At 41.3% G+C, this 16,209-nt stretch carries 18 protein-coding genes; 5 read left to right on the top strand and 13 right to left on the bottom strand.

The genetic code is table 11. The features are described from left to right. The first annotated feature begins 64 nt into the window (after window positions 1–64). The gene (locus tag OCU78_RS22405) at window positions 65–562 is read left to right on the top strand and encodes a hypothetical protein (protein ID WP_137371859.1); all 498 of its coding nucleotides are present in this window, start codon (window positions 65–67) and stop codon (window positions 560–562) included. Window positions 563–593: 31 nt separating this feature from the next. On the opposite strand, the gene OCU78_RS22400 is transcribed toward OCU78_RS22405, so the two are convergent. Both OCU78_RS22400 and OCU78_RS22395 read right to left on the bottom strand, forming a co-directional pair. Beyond that, window positions 594–1,460: a helix-turn-helix domain-containing protein gene (locus tag OCU78_RS22400; RefSeq protein ID WP_137371858.1), complete on the bottom strand. Its 867-nt coding sequence runs from the start codon at window positions 1,458–1,460 to the stop codon at window positions 594–596. 88 nt (window positions 1,461–1,548) lie between these two features. Then, the gene (locus tag OCU78_RS22395; RefSeq protein ID WP_137371857.1) at window positions 1,549–2,379 is read right to left on the bottom strand and encodes a GNAT family N-acetyltransferase; all 831 of its coding nucleotides are present in this window, start codon (window positions 2,377–2,379) and stop codon (window positions 1,549–1,551) included. A gap of 318 nt (window positions 2,380–2,697) precedes the next feature. Between OCU78_RS22395 and OCU78_RS22390 the strand changes: the two genes are divergently transcribed. Beyond that, window positions 2,698–3,123 carry a universal stress protein gene (locus OCU78_RS22390; protein WP_137371856.1) on the top strand — a complete coding sequence of 142 codons (426 nt, stop codon included), beginning with the start codon at window positions 2,698–2,700 and terminating at the stop codon, window positions 3,121–3,123. A 126-nt stretch (window positions 3,124–3,249) separates the two neighbouring features. Further along, the gene (locus tag OCU78_RS22385) at window positions 3,250–4,176 is read left to right on the top strand and encodes a DMT family transporter (RefSeq protein WP_137371855.1); all 927 of its coding nucleotides are present in this window, start codon (window positions 3,250–3,252) and stop codon (window positions 4,174–4,176) included. Between the two features lie 97 nt (window positions 4,177–4,273). Here OCU78_RS22385 and OCU78_RS22380 read toward each other — a convergent pair whose 3' ends face one another. The 5 genes from OCU78_RS22380 to OCU78_RS22360 all read right to left on the bottom strand — a co-directional run bounded on the left by OCU78_RS22380 (window position 4,274) and on the right by OCU78_RS22360 (window position 10,250). After that, on the bottom strand, window positions 4,274–4,663 hold the full coding sequence (locus tag OCU78_RS22380; RefSeq protein ID WP_137371854.1) for a VOC family protein: 390 nt from the start codon (window positions 4,661–4,663) through the stop codon (window positions 4,274–4,276). A 220-nt stretch (window positions 4,664–4,883) separates the two neighbouring features. After that, entirely contained in the window at window positions 4,884–6,263 is a 1,380-nt protein-coding gene (locus tag OCU78_RS22375) for a vWA domain-containing protein (RefSeq protein ID WP_137371853.1), read from the bottom strand. A gap of 93 nt (window positions 6,264–6,356) precedes the next feature. Next, window positions 6,357–6,950: a TadE/TadG family type IV pilus assembly protein gene (locus tag OCU78_RS22370; protein ID WP_137371852.1), complete on the bottom strand. Its 594-nt coding sequence runs from the start codon at window positions 6,948–6,950 to the stop codon at window positions 6,357–6,359. An 8-nt stretch (window positions 6,951–6,958) separates the two neighbouring features. Next, a complete protein-coding gene (locus OCU78_RS22365; protein ID WP_240701694.1) occupies window positions 6,959–7,426 on the bottom strand; it encodes a TadE/TadG family type IV pilus assembly protein in 468 nt (155 codons plus the stop codon). A 616-nt stretch (window positions 7,427–8,042) separates the two neighbouring features. Next, entirely contained in the window at window positions 8,043–10,250 is a 2,208-nt protein-coding gene (locus tag OCU78_RS22360; protein ID WP_137371850.1) for an EAL domain-containing protein, read from the bottom strand. Window positions 10,251–10,569: 319 nt separating this feature from the next. Here OCU78_RS22360 and OCU78_RS22355 point away from each other — a divergent pair, with 319 nt between their 5' ends. Next, window positions 10,570–11,235 (top strand): glutathione S-transferase family protein, encoded by a 666-nt coding sequence (locus tag OCU78_RS22355; RefSeq protein ID WP_137371849.1) that lies wholly within the window; start codon window positions 10,570–10,572, stop codon window positions 11,233–11,235. 121 nt (window positions 11,236–11,356) lie between these two features. Here OCU78_RS22355 and OCU78_RS22350 read toward each other — a convergent pair whose 3' ends face one another. Beyond that, window positions 11,357–11,830 (bottom strand): PaaI family thioesterase, encoded by a 474-nt coding sequence (locus tag OCU78_RS22350; RefSeq protein WP_137371848.1) that lies wholly within the window; start codon window positions 11,828–11,830, stop codon window positions 11,357–11,359. Between the two features lie 52 nt (window positions 11,831–11,882). Then, window positions 11,883–12,722: a LysR family transcriptional regulator gene (locus OCU78_RS22345; protein ID WP_137371847.1), complete on the bottom strand. Its 840-nt coding sequence runs from the start codon at window positions 12,720–12,722 to the stop codon at window positions 11,883–11,885. A 128-nt stretch (window positions 12,723–12,850) separates the two neighbouring features. Here OCU78_RS22345 and OCU78_RS22340 point away from each other — a divergent pair, with 128 nt between their 5' ends. Next, on the top strand, window positions 12,851–13,498 hold the full coding sequence (locus tag OCU78_RS22340; protein ID WP_137371846.1) for a glutathione S-transferase: 648 nt from the start codon (window positions 12,851–12,853) through the stop codon (window positions 13,496–13,498). Between the two features lie 180 nt (window positions 13,499–13,678). Here OCU78_RS22340 and OCU78_RS22335 read toward each other — a convergent pair whose 3' ends face one another. The 4 genes from OCU78_RS22335 to OCU78_RS22320 form a co-directional block, all read right to left on the bottom strand. After that, window positions 13,679–14,017 (bottom strand): thiamine-phosphate diphosphorylase, encoded by a 339-nt coding sequence (locus OCU78_RS22335; RefSeq protein WP_137372258.1) that lies wholly within the window; start codon window positions 14,015–14,017, stop codon window positions 13,679–13,681. A 489-nt stretch (window positions 14,018–14,506) separates the two neighbouring features. After that, complete coding sequence (locus OCU78_RS22330) at window positions 14,507–14,761, bottom strand: YdcH family protein (RefSeq protein WP_137371845.1); 255 nt, start codon at window positions 14,759–14,761, stop codon at window positions 14,507–14,509. 97 nt (window positions 14,762–14,858) lie between these two features. Beyond that, entirely contained in the window at window positions 14,859–15,623 is a 765-nt protein-coding gene (locus tag OCU78_RS22325) for a 2-keto-4-pentenoate hydratase (RefSeq protein ID WP_137371844.1), read from the bottom strand. Between the two features lie 115 nt (window positions 15,624–15,738). Beyond that, the gene (locus OCU78_RS22320; RefSeq protein ID WP_137371843.1) at window positions 15,739–16,134 is read right to left on the bottom strand and encodes a DUF2391 family protein; all 396 of its coding nucleotides are present in this window, start codon (window positions 16,132–16,134) and stop codon (window positions 15,739–15,741) included. Window positions 16,135–16,209 lie beyond the last annotated feature (75 nt).

Raw genomic sequence — 16,209 nt, 5'->3', positions numbered from 1 at the left:
CCTCACCCTACTCTAAAGTAGTATCATTTATGGCACTTCATTCTAAATATACATTTGAAAGCACATGAGACTTTTAGTAGATAAAACCGGCGAGCAGTTTTTACAGATACTGGATGAATTAGGCGACGTTATCACCGTCCAATTCATTAGTAATGAAGGGGTTCGTAAAGGCAAACCTTTTACTGATTCTATGGCTGGGCTATTTCTTACTGGATGGAAGCCTCGCGCCACTTCAACAGCGATTGGTCTAGAGCGCTTCAAACAAGGTAAGCTGGAAGATCCAAAAGTTAGCTTCGCTTTACATCAGCTTTATCCTTTGGGTAGAGACGTAAAACTGCCGAATGGAGAAGTCGCCACCATCGCAAGTTACGCAAATACTCACGCCGATGGCTACTATATGTATGTTCGTATCGACACTGAATTGAAGCACTTCAAAATAACCCCTGAATGGGTATTACTGCCTTCTCAAGTACTTTTGGCTTTGCCTTTCTATCCTGCACCGAAAACCCAGCAGGAAATAGATAATATTAATGAGTTTGATTCATGGGCGGGTGGGTTTTAAGACGAATGCATACAGCTTAAATGCTATGTCACTAGTCGCTAGAATGATGGCGAGCCAATGACTGGGTTTCGACACCACCATAAACATCAATCGTAAAGTCTCTTTGCTTTGCATAGTTTTGAGGTGTTAGCCCAATTTGCTTTTTTAAATGACGAATCAAATGAGGCTGGTCGCTAAAACCAAACAAATACGCCACTTCCACCCAATCAATATCTTTCAAATCTCGTTGATAAAGGTATTCCAACATCGCTTCAAGTTTTTGCATGGTATGGCACTGTTTAAGAGTTAATCCAGTGACTCGGCTAAAACTTCTTTCTAGCGTTCTTTGAGAACAAAACAAAGCTTCTCCCAACTCCGATATTGGTCTATCAGCTAATAAAGGCAATACCTTACGAGTCAGTTCACTGTGCTTGTCTTCTGAGGCTTTGTTAACCCAAGGCAGCAAGGCTTGATCTAACATTTTGCTGCATTCTTCAGGATGGTTTAAAGCCAAATGAATCATCGCATCTTCTGTCATTTGGCAATGGTTCAGCAATGCTTGTAGGCTTTGAGCATATACATTATCTAGCTGTGGATGAGCACAACCTGGCACTTCCAAAGAATATAACGCCCCAATTTTGAATTTAATACCAAGGTGAACAAACGGCTTAGAATGATCAAGCTGCAACGTTTCACGGTAGGGAAATAGCCAATGGATACCTAAGCCATCAAGTAAAGCCGACTTTGCTTGATAGTGGTAAGGCTGGTTTGAAGGCGAAATAATAAAATGAGCGTTGGATTCCGGATTCAACTTAGGAAAGGCATGGCTATCGCTGTCTGGCTGCTTTTCTATCAGCCAGTAGCATTCTACGTATTTCGCAATTTGAGAGGAGCGTGGAGGTTGTATCCAACTGATCATGAGAAATTATGCCTTCCGTTGTTTGGATCCGTGTTTAACGAAAAAATTGTTTAGCAATAAAAAATTTAACGGGAGAGCATTAAACGAGTTATGACTGATCAAACTCAAATTGAACAATGCGGTTTTGAGATCGCATACCCACTCGACTAATGGCTCTTTGCGCCCCAATATTACTCATTTCTGTCGAACAAATCGGGGTTAATTGCTTACTTAACGCGTGTTGAACCAAGTGCTCAAGGACACCTGTTGCAATGCCTTTGCCACGTTCAGATTCAGCAACAATCATACCTAAATCAGCAAATTCTTTTTGAATATCATCAAAGAATCGGCATTCTCCAGTCGCAATCAATTGACCTTCCACCCAGTAGCCCCAAAGCTCATCACGTTGAATTAGGTTTGCAAAGTAGCCAGACAGCCATTCTTTAGGTGCACCAATGGCATTTACCGCAAAATCGACATAATCATTTAACTGTTCAGGCGCAGCAAGCTGCATTGGCAAAGCTTCATTTGTTTTATGTTCTTGAGTTTTTAATGCTTGATCGAATCTATACATCTTGGCATTCACGTTAAATGACAACGAATTATCAAGAGTTAACGCCATGTATTGCGTTTCTGCTGTACTGACAAATGCACCGCTTAACGTGCCAATCTCAGAACTATTACCTTGAGCGATCAAAGTAAACAGCTCCGAAGCTTGAGCTGTCGCAATAGGAGAAAGGTAAAATTGAAGCAGATAGTTTTCACTATTCACCACGCAATAACCCACCAGCAAGTTGTCTTCATAAAAGCCAAAGTGATCCGACATTGGAACAAACCCGAAGTGCCACATGCCATCTAAAGGAGCGGTTGCCTCAGCAAAATACGCAGCTTTTAGTTCACCGAGTTCACTGATTGATTCAATTTTTTTAATATCCAGCATCGTAATATTCCTCACGTACATTCTTATTTATGTACGTTTTCTACGTACACTTTTATTCAACTTTCACCCTAAGGTTTCGATGCAGAGAATAGTAAAGTTTTTCCCTTTTTGTAGATTGAACAAAAACGACAACCGAGCTTTTTATCGGTATTCATTAAGTCGCAGGGCATGATTTGTTCATGCCCTTCTTCATAGACACACAACAAAAATAATCTCTCTGAAAAAAGTAAGATTCACTCTAATTTGAGACCTCCTTACCAATAAAATAGCCCCATAAACACTATGCTTATATGAGCATAAGTAACAAGAGGGCACGCTATGGAATATAGACACATACTTGTCGCGCTTGAGCTTTCAGAAGAAAGTCATGTGCTGATAGAAAGAGCGAAATTTTTAGTAGAACTACTCGATGCTAGAGTTTCTTTTATTCATATTGATGGATCACACGGAGAAATATACCCAGACCTGATTAACTTACAGACGACAGAAGGGTTAGCGCCATTAAACACCCATTCAATTAAGCAACTGAGAGATTTTGAAGCCGCTATAGACTACCCAGTGAGTAACATATTAGTGGGAACGGGGGATTTAGCCGATAAACTTGCAGAGACGATAATGGATAATAACTTTGATTTATTAATTTGTGGTCATCACCACGATTTTTGGAGCCGAATTATTTCTTACTCTAAACACCTTATCAATAAATCTCCTATCGACATTCTAGTGATACCAATAGAGTCTTAGATGATAAATTACATAAAGAGTTACACCACTTAGCCAGAAGAGCATTTCACTCTGCTGGCTTTTTTATGCATTGACCCGTCTACTAGTGTAGGCTTTAGGCTCTTCCTCTAACTACATGAGGTCGATATGTCTAACTTAAAAACATTCTTGGTTCCAACCCCTTTCACATCTTATTTTCATTCCTTATCTGATCCAACCAAAGGCATTACGCTAGCTTTAATTTCTAATGCGCTGTTTATTTTAGTGGGCGTGATTGTTAGAGATTTGAGCCAAACTATCGATATTTTCCAAATACTACTCTTCAGACAACTGGTCTTTGTGGCGCTTTTGATGCCATCCATCGTCAGTAGTTGGCAAGCGATGACTCATCCGAAAATGCCCATGATGCATGCAATGCGAGTAACAGGCGCATTCATCGCATTGTATTTCAGCTTCCTGACCGTCAGTAATATCCCGTTTGCAGATGCCACGGCATTAGGCTTTATGAAAGTGCTTTTCGTTGCCATTATTTCACGCTTATTTCTCGCAGAAGCCGTTGGAGTGATGCGAATCATCACGATCATTATAGGGTTCATAGGAGTGCTTCTAGTAGTACAGCCTACGATGGACAGTGACTCGTTGTTTTATATAGGGACGGGCTTAGTAGCGGCATTAGGCGCGGCTGTAGCAGTGATCTGCGTGAGGAAAATGTCGGTTGTTGAGAGCAAAGTCGTTGTACTCGCATACCAAGCTATTTTTGTAGGATTAGTCACCCTAATTCCAAGTATTTTGGCGTGGCAATGGCCAACCATCACTGAACTGACATTACTTGTGTTGGTTGGCGTGATTTCATCAATTGGTCAGTGGTTTGGCGTAACTGCTTATAAATGGGGGGAAGCGAATGTCGTTTCTAACGTGGAATACTCTCAGATGATTTATTCCATGTTACTCGGCTACTTTCTGTTTTCAGAATTACCAAATACACCGGCACTTGGAGGCGCTGTCATCATTATAATCAGCGCACTGATTCCGTTCGTGTTCCGCAAAACATTAAAAAATCGCCTTTCAAAATAGTACGAATTACGCGCTCAAGATTGTCTGAGCTTTATTATCTTGAGCGCACGAATAGAAGGATTAATTAGGAAGTAAAAGACTCACAATGAAAGTTTGATTAAGCCGTCAATTCCAGTCGATTGCCATCTGGATCAAACACGCAACTTTCATAGTAGCCGTCACCAGTGCGTCTCGGGCCGTCAATCTTCTCATATCCATCTTCCACTAAGCGTACTGTGAGCTCATCTACCGCTTCTTCTGAGCCTAAAGAAATCGCCATATGGATAAAACCGGTAAACTGTTCATATCGGTCGTCTTGAGACTGAGGAATAGAAGGCATTTCCATGATCTCTAAACGGCTACCGCTCTCGAAAGACAAGAAGTAAGAGGAGAACTTCTTCTTAGGATTAAAGTATTTATCGTTGGCTGTGGCATTAAAGTATTTGATGTAGAAATCTTTTAATGTTTCAAGTTGGTTGGTCCAAATCGCGATATGTTCAATTTTCATTCTCAAGTATTCCCATTAATTTCGAGACTGTTCGTTTCAGTACTGATGGTTTTCAGTACCGAACAATTCAATACAGATAGGTTAATGGGAAATAGAGGAACAAAAAACAGAACATAACTTGGTAATTATGTTCCGATTTTATTTTGTGCAAATTCGTAAGTTAGCGAAAGCTGGTTTATTCCTCACGGCAGCTTTCACTCGCCTCATGACGTAACCCTCGCTACATAGTTAAACGGATAATCACATCCAGCATTTGATCAAAGCATGGACCTAGCGCTTCTTCATCAACAGCATGGCAATATACCCCTTCTAACTGATCCGATTTATAATCACTGGCGAGATCAGCATCATCCAACATTGCAGGATCATTTGCCATTCTCAGAAGAAGATCTTCCCCATACTCACCATCAGGTCCTGAGGTCGAAGTTAACGATGATCCGAGCCCAAGCGTAAACACATAAGTACCTTCTAGCCTTGCGGCTTCAGCCATGTCTTCCACTAAGTTACGCGCGACTCGATTCACTCTGGTAAAAAGCTGGCTGGTACTGTGGGTTGTGTACTGTGTTACGGGTCTCACCGTGTGACTTGGATTCAATACTTTAAACTCAGCTTCATCTTCATCATGCGGATTATAATGGTCAGGCAATTCTTCCAAGTCCGTGTAAATAGAACTACCAGAATACCCATCCCCAGATAGTCTTGTTGCCATCGAGTCATGCCGCCACAGTCCATAAGGGGTGCCGCTGCTTTCATCGTTAGTACGAATTGCACCCGCGTAGGTATTACCATCAGAAAACTCAAAGTGAGAGGCGAATGTATTTGGTGCGCCATCCGTAAAAAATACGATGACCTTTAAGTTCGCAGGATTAGAAACATTTCTCATCTCATCAAGCGCACGGTACATCCCCTCAGATGCATTAGTATATTGAGCGTTCCAAAAGCTCCCAAAGCTGAACGCATCTATTGCGGTGGTGATATCCGAGCGGCTGTGCCCTCTTGCGTCAGTAAACTCAACAGGAACTTGCGCCCCGAAGGCAAATTTAACTAATGAAATACGGTCGAAGCTTTCATGAAAATTTTCTACAAATGATTTCGATCGATCCACCACATCTTGGGTGACATCGCCAATGCTGCCGTAACGTAGAGAAGTTGTGTTATCAATGACTAAGACCAGATCTACAGGTCGCCGAACAGACTGAGCTTCAACATGCGATTCAAAGCTATCAAAACCTAGTATTCCTAAAAACAGGTTCTGCACTTCTACTGTGGCGTCAATATCGATTGAAATATTGCCAAACTCATCATACCCATAGTTCACATTATTTAAGGTAGCGGTACTGTTATGAAAATCAGCGGGCATATTTGCGGAAAAATATCGGTTGGCGGCTTCTCGCCCTGCATCTTCACCATTTGCAACCGCCCTAGCAGCCGCAATACTTGCCGCATCGACCGCAGAGAACAGCTTCGCTTTTACTAAGAAAGTACGACCGGTATCCACAGCTAAACCAATAACGGCAAGTAAAAGTGGTAACGTAAGAATGGTCAGTACTGCGACTAACCCTTTTGAACGTTTCCATTTTATTGGAGGTAACTTCTTCATAACCTGTACCTTCTATAAGCCCATAGCTTTATGAACCAGTGTCTTCTATAAGCAAGAAGCTCTTATGACCTGTCGCTTTGCGACCTGTAAATTCTATAAATAAGTGGTATCAGTTATTGAAACACCACTTTCTAAAAAGAAGCTGAAAGCCGGGTTGTATTCATACAAAACTTCAACAACGTAGACAGATTCCCCTTCTCCTAAATCAATCGCAAAGTTAGATAAAGTAGGCAGATTATCTTCATCCAACTCACATTGATCGTCGTTATCCCAATTGGCACAATCACCCCATGTACCACTGTCCACGGAGTAACCAAAATCATCCCATCGGTGCTGGCTACTTACATAAGGATCATCATCATCTTGACCAACAACTAAAGTGATATAGATATTTCCGTCCGTACTCAAATCTAATGGGGAGCTTGTACTAGCAACAATATCCATAATGTCTTGTGGAGTTTCAGTGCTACTCCTAGAAATGATATTCGCCCCTTCTCTACTCACACTTATGATTAAATAGTTCGCCTGAATCATTTGAATTAATTCAATCAACCCGACAAGAATCAGTAACAAAACAGGGCTAACAATAACGGTTTCAACCGCCGCAAAACCACGCTGTTTTGAGTAAACAGATTTGAGGTGACTGGCTTGGGAATGAGCTAAAGAAGAGGAAAAGTGATTAGACATAAGTACACCTAAAACAGCTCGTTTTTCATCGCGGCGCTGACCGTGAATTTGTAAGTACCATCGTCAACAAAAGGTAATATATAAGGGCTCGATGTTGCCCACTCACAATCTAAGTGGATTGCTATAAGATCACCAGGGCCACCAAAGCCTGTTACCGCATTACCATCAAGATCTTCAACGCGTATTTCATCGACTTCGATAACTTGTGAGAACAAGCCGTTTGATGAGTTAGTCATTTTTTGGATGATTGCCGCTTCTCGGTTACTAGAAGCATCTGGGTCTAGCCCTGACTGACCTGTCACTGCATATCGCGCCCCTTCTCTCACAGCATTTTGCATGGTGAGTTTGACGTAACCGTACATACCTATATCAATGATCGTTAGGATAAGAGTTAAGAAAAAAGCAACGACCGCGGTAAATTCAATCACGGCAATACCGCTCTGTTTATCCTTATTGGCTACGGCAACTTTTCTTATGGATGTGCTTTTCGCAGTGACACTTCCCACAGTTTGGCTTTGTGATGTGTAGTTGAGGTTTGAGGCAGCGGTAAAAGGCTCTTTATAGAGAGCCAACGGTTGCTCAATTAAAGAGTCATACTTCTTAGTAAGATAAACTTTGGGGGGGTTGAAAAGGGCTTTCATAATCAAGTCATCACCCGTACTTTTAATTACACACAAACTCATGCAAATAAGTTATTGATGACACTTCTATAGATTAGATCTGGTGGTTTTACTAATGCAATTTACTTAATTATCAAAAGTGAGACAGTTAAGGATTTTAAGGAAAATGACTCACCAGACCTAACACCTTCTAAACTAGCCATTAAGTATGCTGAAGCTATATTTGGCTAGTTTGTTCAAAAAATTTAATTTCTGCGCTGAGCTTTATCAACTTAGCTTTATCGACTGAGATTTATAGGCTGAATTCTCAGGACTAGAAGCGACTGTAAAAGCAAAACACATGCGAAAGCCTGTACCTAAAGCTTATGCCAATTTAAGCCAGTTTGCGAACCTCAAGCCAATGAGCAAACTTCCCGTCAATGTGCAAACTTCCAGCCATTTTGCATTAGCCTTTAGAAGCATATTAATCTGGTCAATGACCACAATGTTTCTGCAGTTCGTCAATAAGCGGTCTAGGTTTCGCGATCCCAAAACCTTGGGCGTACACCACTTCTAACGTTGTCAGCAATTCAGCGTGAGACTCAGTTTCAACAAACTCAGCGACCGTCAATAACCCCATATTTTGGGCAATATGGCTGATGTTTTTTACGATGGCTCGGTCGGTTTCATCCGTATTAATGTTTTTAACGAATGAGCCATCTATTTTTAGAATATCAACGGGGATACGGCGTAAATAATCAAACGAAGCATAGCCAGTACCAAAGTCATCAAGCGCAATAGTGCAGCCAAAAGACTGCAGGCGAGTAAGGTTGTCGATAACCAAACATTCGTTGGTCAAAGGCATGCTTTCGGTTATTTCAAAACAAATCTTATTTAACGGAATATCAAATTCTTTTGCACAATCTAAAATGTAATGATCAAAATCGAGCTGCATTAATGCCTGCGCTGTCAGGTTGATGCCACATCGATCAATGCTTTCCCATTGGTTCACATGCTTCGAAAGCTGTTTAAAGGTATTTCTGATTACCCACTTATCGAGCTCTACTTCTAAACCAAACTCATTAATCAAAGGAAAAAAATCCGCAGGCGCTAACACATCACCGCCTTGCTTTGGCAAACGTAACAAGACTTCAAATGAGAGTTCTGAACTTTCAGGGTTCTGTAAGTTTCGATATGGTTGGCAATACAGCTCAAATTCATCTTCATCAAACGCAGCTTGAATCTGACTTAATTTACGAATAGAAGGATCAGCCCCACTGGATAGAATGACTTGCGAAATAGGGCTTTGCGAGTGGATATCAATGGTTCGTGAACAAAGCTGTGACACCACTTGTTCGAATTCTAAATCGGTATCAAGGAACACATAACGCACTTGAGGTTCAAGGATTTTTATCGAGCGGTTATTCCAATCAAAAGAAAACTCTCCTAGCTGATTATGCAGCTGTTCAAGCTCATTATCTAAGCCTGAATTTTTGGGTAAAAGGTAGAGTAATGATGTAGTAAATGGAGCAACATAACCTTGGTGACATAAGCGATTGTTCTCTTGTAGGAACTCGCTGAGTTGCTTGAGTAACTCACTTTTTTCAGCCAACCCTAACGCTTTTACGCGCCTTGATACTTGAGAAAGATCGATCACAGCAAGCACAGGGACCTCTGGGAAGGCTTTAGCATCTACTTTAAGTTGTGCAAGCGTATACAAGCGCGTATATGGGTCCCTACGCTCAGACTCGATTGCCGCTTTATTCGTGAGGTAGTTTTTGATGGCTTGCGTGATCATCAAGAAAATAGTCACACACAGTGAGAACAGCACCACAATCAAACCATAGAAAACACTACTATCAATTAACTGCTGTTCGTAGGCACTGACCGCTCTAGCAACATTAAACAGCACAATTATCGCGGTAAAAATTGCAGGTAGAATAAAGCCAAATTGCCCTAACCCTAATCCAACAATCGGCATAATTAATACGGAAAGTGCACTAGAGGTAACATGATTTTTAGCTCCAAACGCAGTTAATAGCACTAAGCCTATCGCTCCCAACCAGTACCAGTGAAGCTTTGAACGATTAGATTGTTCATACATAGCGCGGTTGAGCGAAAGCAAATTTTTCCCTCCCTCAACCGAAGCAAACGCCAACATAAAATACAGCAAGGGAGTTAAGACTAACTGCGTCATCGAACCGCTTAAAATAGCGTAACCGTAATAATTTAAGTCCGTCATTAGCGGGTAATCATACATGTATGCAATCAACGTCATTACTAGAGTATTGATAATCGGATAAAGCACGATCATCAAACCTGTGTAGGCAATTGCAACAAGAGTGAGGTTTTTATCAGATAGCCGTTTTTGGACATAAAGAAACAGTTCTGAAAACAGCATCATGACTAATGGCAATGCAAACGAGAAAGTTAAGGCAACCGCGAGCCCGCGCTGTGAAATGAACAAATAGTGTAAAGCGAGCCCTGAAATTATGCCAAGCAAAGCTTGTTTTCGGTAACGAAGAAGAAGGGCGGAAACTAAACCAGCGGTCAACGAAATAACATGCACTCTATCGGCTTCAAGCGTAAACCAAAAGGAAAGTTGGAAGCTCAGCAAGAGTAAAAAAGCGGTGGCAACACTTGATAGAGTAAAATTTAATGTCGAACGGCCAGTAAACAGCGAGGGGTACGAATTATTCATTATAAAATCTCAAGCATTACAAATAATAGTATGGCATTCGCATATTCTAATGCTAATACGCTTCTTTTACAGCCATTATGGTCGACTTTTCTTCAACCTTTCAGATTACCTCGTTCGGTTATCTGATTGACTTAAGACTCCGCGCACTCTGGAGCAATAACTATCAAAAATCAACCAGCCCATAAGCCTATGAAATCAAACAAACTAAACCAATAATAAAAATTAATCTGACATTTATTGTTATTAATTTCGTCTTTTCTTGTTGGTCACCGTCTTAAGGGTGCAACTACAAAATAATGAATAATTTCGGAGAAAAACCATGGTTAAATTGATTAGCTTTAAGAATTGCCCCTTTGTACAACGTGTTATGGGTGCGCTTGTTATGAAAAATGTTCCGTTTGAAATCGAATACATCGAACTGAATAACAAGCCTCAATGGTTCTTAGATATTTCACCAAATGGTCAAGTGCCAGTTTTAGTCACAGAAAATGACACGGTGCTGTTTGAGTCTGATGCGATTGTTGAATACTTGGATGATAAATACGCACCAATCGAGGAAGTATCCGCAGAGCAAAAAGCATTAGATCGAGCATGGTCTTATCAAGCAAGTAAGCACTACATGCCTCAATGTGGCACCATGGCCAGTAAAGACAAAGAGACCTTTGAAACTCGTCTTACTAACCTTGCTAAAGCCTTCGCAAAAGCGGAAGGAAAACTCGGTGATACGCCATTCTTCAAAGGTGACTATGTGTCTAACGTAGATATTGCATGGCTACCACTACTTCACCGAGCATCGGTTATCAAAAATCACTCAGGCTACGACATGCTAGATGGTTTCCCTAAAGTCCAAAAATGGCAAGCGGCATTAATTGAATCGGGTCTAACGGCTAAGACAGTTCCAGCTGATTTTGTTGAGAAGTTTAGTGGTTTTTACCTAACCAATACTTACTTAGCAAGCTTAAAAGACAATAAAGAAGTAGCGTAACCAAGGCTCTCGGCTCTAGTAGAGATAAACTGCCGAAAAGGCTTAATCCATTCACTTACCGTTACTCGATCCCCCCTGAATCGCGAGTTCTTACGACCTCGCGATTTTTCTATGCTCATCACTAATTCCCCAGCCATTCATTCGGCACTCTGACCGCCACCACATTTGCTGTGGCGCATACAACCTCTTTTGATAATAACTGGCAATCTATTGTGATTTTATTCTCTTTGGCTTCTTGAATCGTTGCCTGCAATTCGACTTCACAATCTATCGCGACAGGCTTTAAAAACGAGACATCTAATTTCCCCGTGGCAAACCAAATGGTTTCACCTTCACCAATTGAACGCCCTGCCAATTGGTAGCCTTTCGCAATGGCTGTACAGACACAGTGACAATCGATAATTGTGGAAATTATACCGCCGTTAAGAAAGTGGAGAGGTCCTGCTGAGTGATGGGAAGATGGCATAAAAACACAAGAAGAGGCATCTTCCTCTGTCCAATAACTTTTGATTTGCAGCCCATCAGGGTTTTCTGCACCGCACCCGTAGCAATGGTTATTTGGAATTTGGTCTTGAAACATCATTGGTTTAGTCATACTCCTCTCCCTTTTTACAAAGTATATAAGAGTATGAAAAAAGTGCAGGTTTCTATGCTTTACACGATGTCAGTTCCACTAGCTGATCAAGGACATCTTTATCTAATATTGGATGAGGCTTCACGCCCAAAACCAAAACAATATCCACAGAGGGTAATGCTGGCATATTATCTAAGACTTTCAGGTTCGAAGTCGTGCTCAATTTACCCAGCACACCTATAGCTAGGCCTTCTTGAACAATTCCCCGCAATGCTGAGGCAGTATTACAACATGCGAGCAATTGGTAAGGGATGCCTTGTTTGGTCAGCACATCAACTGCCGCGCCGTGGTATTTGCAATCTGTCTGAAACAACGCAAGCGGTAAAGGTTGTGATTCATCAATCTCATAATCGGGATGGCTTATCCACACACCTACGTCATTGGTTAGCCAGTACCCTTCTTCAGTGCCAGGAGCACGAGTCAGAATTGCCGCGTCTAGCTTTCCTTCATCTAACCATTCACGCAGTGTAATGCTGGGTTGGCTGAATATTTGGATAGAACACGTTGGTTCTGACTGCTGTAAAATACGGATGACTTTTGGAAGAATGGCATCGTTGTAATCTTCAGGGCAACCCAGCCGAAGTGGTTGTTTATTTTCGTAACGCTTCACTTGTTTCAAAGCTTTATTATGTAAAGCCACCAGCTGTTCAGCATGAGAACGTAATGCTAGCCCAGCTTCACTTAGCACCAAATTTCGCCCTTCTTTCTCAAACAGGGTGACACCAAGCTCTTCTTCCAACTTGCGCATTTGCGCACTGAACGCCGATTGGGTGCGGTTAATCTGCTTGGCTGCTCGGGTAAAGCTGCTGGTTTCAACAAACGCTAGAAAGCTTCTCAACGCATCAATATCCATATCTTTCGCTATCCATCGTTTCTATAAATGTATGACATCAAAATTATCCGTTAGTCCCGGATAACACAATCCCTTAATCTGAAAACACACAAGGCAAAACTCACACTCGCGACACACAAGGAAGAATCATGCAGCTTTTTATTGGTAATCAAAACTACTCCACTTGGTCATTACGCGCTTGGCTTATCTTCGCCCAATATGAGATTGAAGCCGACATTACTAAGCTTCAACTGTTTAGTGATGATTTTTACAACACATTGCAAACAGTGACACCTACGGCAAAAGTACCCACATTGGTCGATGGTGATATTCATGTGTGGGACTCTCTCGCCATTTTGGAATACGTGAATGAAACCTATCTAAATGGGCAAGCGTGGCCAGCTATCGCAAAAGACAAAGCTCACGCACGAGCCATTGCCGCTGAAATGCATTCTGGATTTTTTGACTTAAGAAATGAACTGCCAATGAATTGCCGCGCCAAGCGCAAGCTGGATCTAAGTAAGGGAGCATTAAGAGATTTAGCTCGTATTGATGAGCTTTGGTCGCAACAGGTGGAGCAGTATCCAGACGGATGGTTATTTGGCGAGTGGTCCATTGCAGACGCTATGTATGCGCCAGTTGCATTAAGAGTAGAAACTTACGGTATTAAGCTATCTGAAAAAGCGACTGTCTATCAGAAAAAGGTACTGAATAGCTCTGCGATAAAGCAGTGGTTAGCCGAAGCAAGCCTAGAAACCGACATCGTAAAAGAAGACGAGGCTGGTTCTCCTGCTTAACCGTTTTAAGGTCACGTTAGATAAAATCAGTTAAATCAAGCAGAGCCCAGCAAGGCAATGAATAAAACACCGCTCCAATTTCGAAGCGGTGTTTTATTTCTGGGGGTCGGTATAAATCGCTTTAGGTAGGTACAAATATTTTTAGGTAAGTACAAATCTATTTAGGTAAAACAAACCGTTTTAAATGCACAATACAATCGAGCCGCAAAGCATTAACAAGATGGTCGCATACCAAAATGCTTGCACTTTCTTATCAGCCACGTTCACTCGAATATAGTTAACCTCTTCATTTGCCATGGTGACAAACTCAGAATAATCGATTGATAACTCTCTGTTCGAATCTTTTAAATTTTGTTGAAGCTTACTAAAAACAGTATCAATAAAACCGCCAGCTCCCCCTTCTGTGCCCGCAGAAAGGGCTAGATTATCCCATACCACCATCCGAGATTCGTATTCACTCTCACTTACTCGGTTCATTGCACGTAAGTCATACTCACGTTTAGTACGTTCATAACCCATTTTTTTCAGGCTAAGGTTTTGTAAACCATTCACAGCTGGTACTCCAAAAATTTTATATAGATATAAAAGAGCATTTAAAGGCTCATAAACTGTGGCAAAACAGATCTTTAAAAGGGTTATCTAATGACAATTTTTTCAGGATAAATATATATCAGAACTTGAGAGGACGAATTAAGTCGTACACCTGAAGCTCTTGGTTTAGGGCAGGCATAGTAGTTAGGTCGTTAATTCATCGCAACTAGGGGATTTTGTCTACACGATAAATAGTTTTACGCGAGTTTACTGTTAGCAAAAAATAAAGTGCAGAAGAGCCAATTTTGATTAACAGCAAACTAAAGCTGGTTATGCGAAAAAGAGAAGGCTGAGAAAGAAAGAGAATAGAGAGAAGAAATAATTTGAAGATAAGTACCGTAAAGCGAACGTTTACGATACTTATACCAACCACCTAAATCATGATGATCCGAGAAGTACGGGAATATCTGTCAGTGATTAATTCACCGCAGCGTGATGCCTTACCAGTTGTGTATGCAGTTTGTCTTTAAGCTCCATGCGTTCAACTTTAAGATTGTGCATATTATCGTCATCAATCGGGCTACCAGAAATTTCTAATTGGCGAATGTCATAATCAAGCTCATGATATTTTTGGAGAGCGGCTTTGAATACTGCATCATCATGATTTAGCTGGACAATATCGAGTTTAAGCTCTGGAAAATCTAAAATAAAAGCATGGTTTTCATTTAGCATCGGCATTTCCTTTTATAGTCTGATTGTTCGTTAGTATAGAAGTAAATCTCAACCAGAAATGCGGCTTAAAACGCAAAATTGCCAGCTTATTATGACTCTACTGTTTTTCAGTAAAAGTCACTTCATATTGACCCAACCCACTGTAGGTAACTTGGGTAAGTTGATTAAACTCAACAGCAACAACACCGCAGTAAGAACCTGTAATCAACGCTTCACCTGCTTGAAAATTAACGCCTCTGCGAGTCATGTAATTCACTAACCAGTAGATAGGACTGACTGAGTTATCATTTGGGTGAACACCAGCAAAAGACTGCGTGTTATCCCCCTGAGTAACTTCAATCGCGATAGAGGCTGCCGAGAACGCTTTATCACGCTCAATTTCAGGACCAATAAACAAACCTTGATTCGCTAGCCCATCAGCTAATAAATCTGGAAATTCTGCCCCGCTGTCTGCTGCATAGCGTGCTTGAATGAGTTCCAAAGCCATATGACAAGAGCCAATAGCATCATTGATTTGTGCCTCAGTGTAGCCTTCACTATTTGCAGGCAACCCTTTCGATAACACAAACGCAATTTCTGGCTCAATGCGTACTACGCCTTTGTCTGCATAAAGCTCACAATGCTCGCCCTGCTGCATGTCATTGGCGAAGATAGGTCCCACAACCAACTTACCTCCCGCTAATGGTTGCAAGCATTTCCAACCCGCCACACTGTCATCATGCAGTTCCATCATTGCCGATTGAATGCACAGCGCGTCTTCAACATTACTCGGGCGAAGGTCTGCGCTTAAACATGGCGCTTTCTTTCCAGCGACTCTACGGCTTAATAGCTCTTGAGCGGCTTGCTTGTATACATTACTCATATTGGAACTTCTTTATTTGTATTATTAAATCACATTTATAGTATATCAATTTCATTGTACAAAGTAGAAAATCATACTTGTTCTTTGGCAGCCTGATTAAGGGTTCAAGTAAACGTTATTCTTTATCAAAACTATCCACAATAATCGCGCCCATTGAAGCAGGCATGGTGATCACAATGACCCGCTTAAACGAAACGATAGGATCATCAATCAAAGGCAACTTATCAATACAAAACAGCACTAACGCAACGACAAAAGCCGCCATTAAATAAGCAATGACGATTCGAGAAACGAACACCCACTTCCTATTACTGATTTGTCTCTGAAAGACACTTTCATAGGTATATAACCCAAGGAACACAACTGACAGAGTAAACAGCAGCATTAAATTAGTGGCTGGTAAGGTTTCCCCCAATCGCCACGCTTCTTCAGAAAAAGAGATAGGTACTGCTAAAGCAAATGCGCCAACGAATATCTGGCTTGCATCTTCAATATTAAAGCTCCATTTCATTTTAGCCTCCGCTTTATCCGGTTTAGTTGCTAGCCCGTTTTAGTTTCTAGACAGCTTCAGTTTACTCAGCACATG

This window comes from Vibrio gallaecicus (assembly GCF_024347495.1).
Lineage (GTDB): Bacteria > Pseudomonadota > Gammaproteobacteria > Enterobacterales > Vibrionaceae > Vibrio > Vibrio gallaecicus.
The sequence above is the reverse complement of the archived record's forward strand: the minus strand, read 5'-3'. Positions and strand labels throughout refer to the sequence as shown.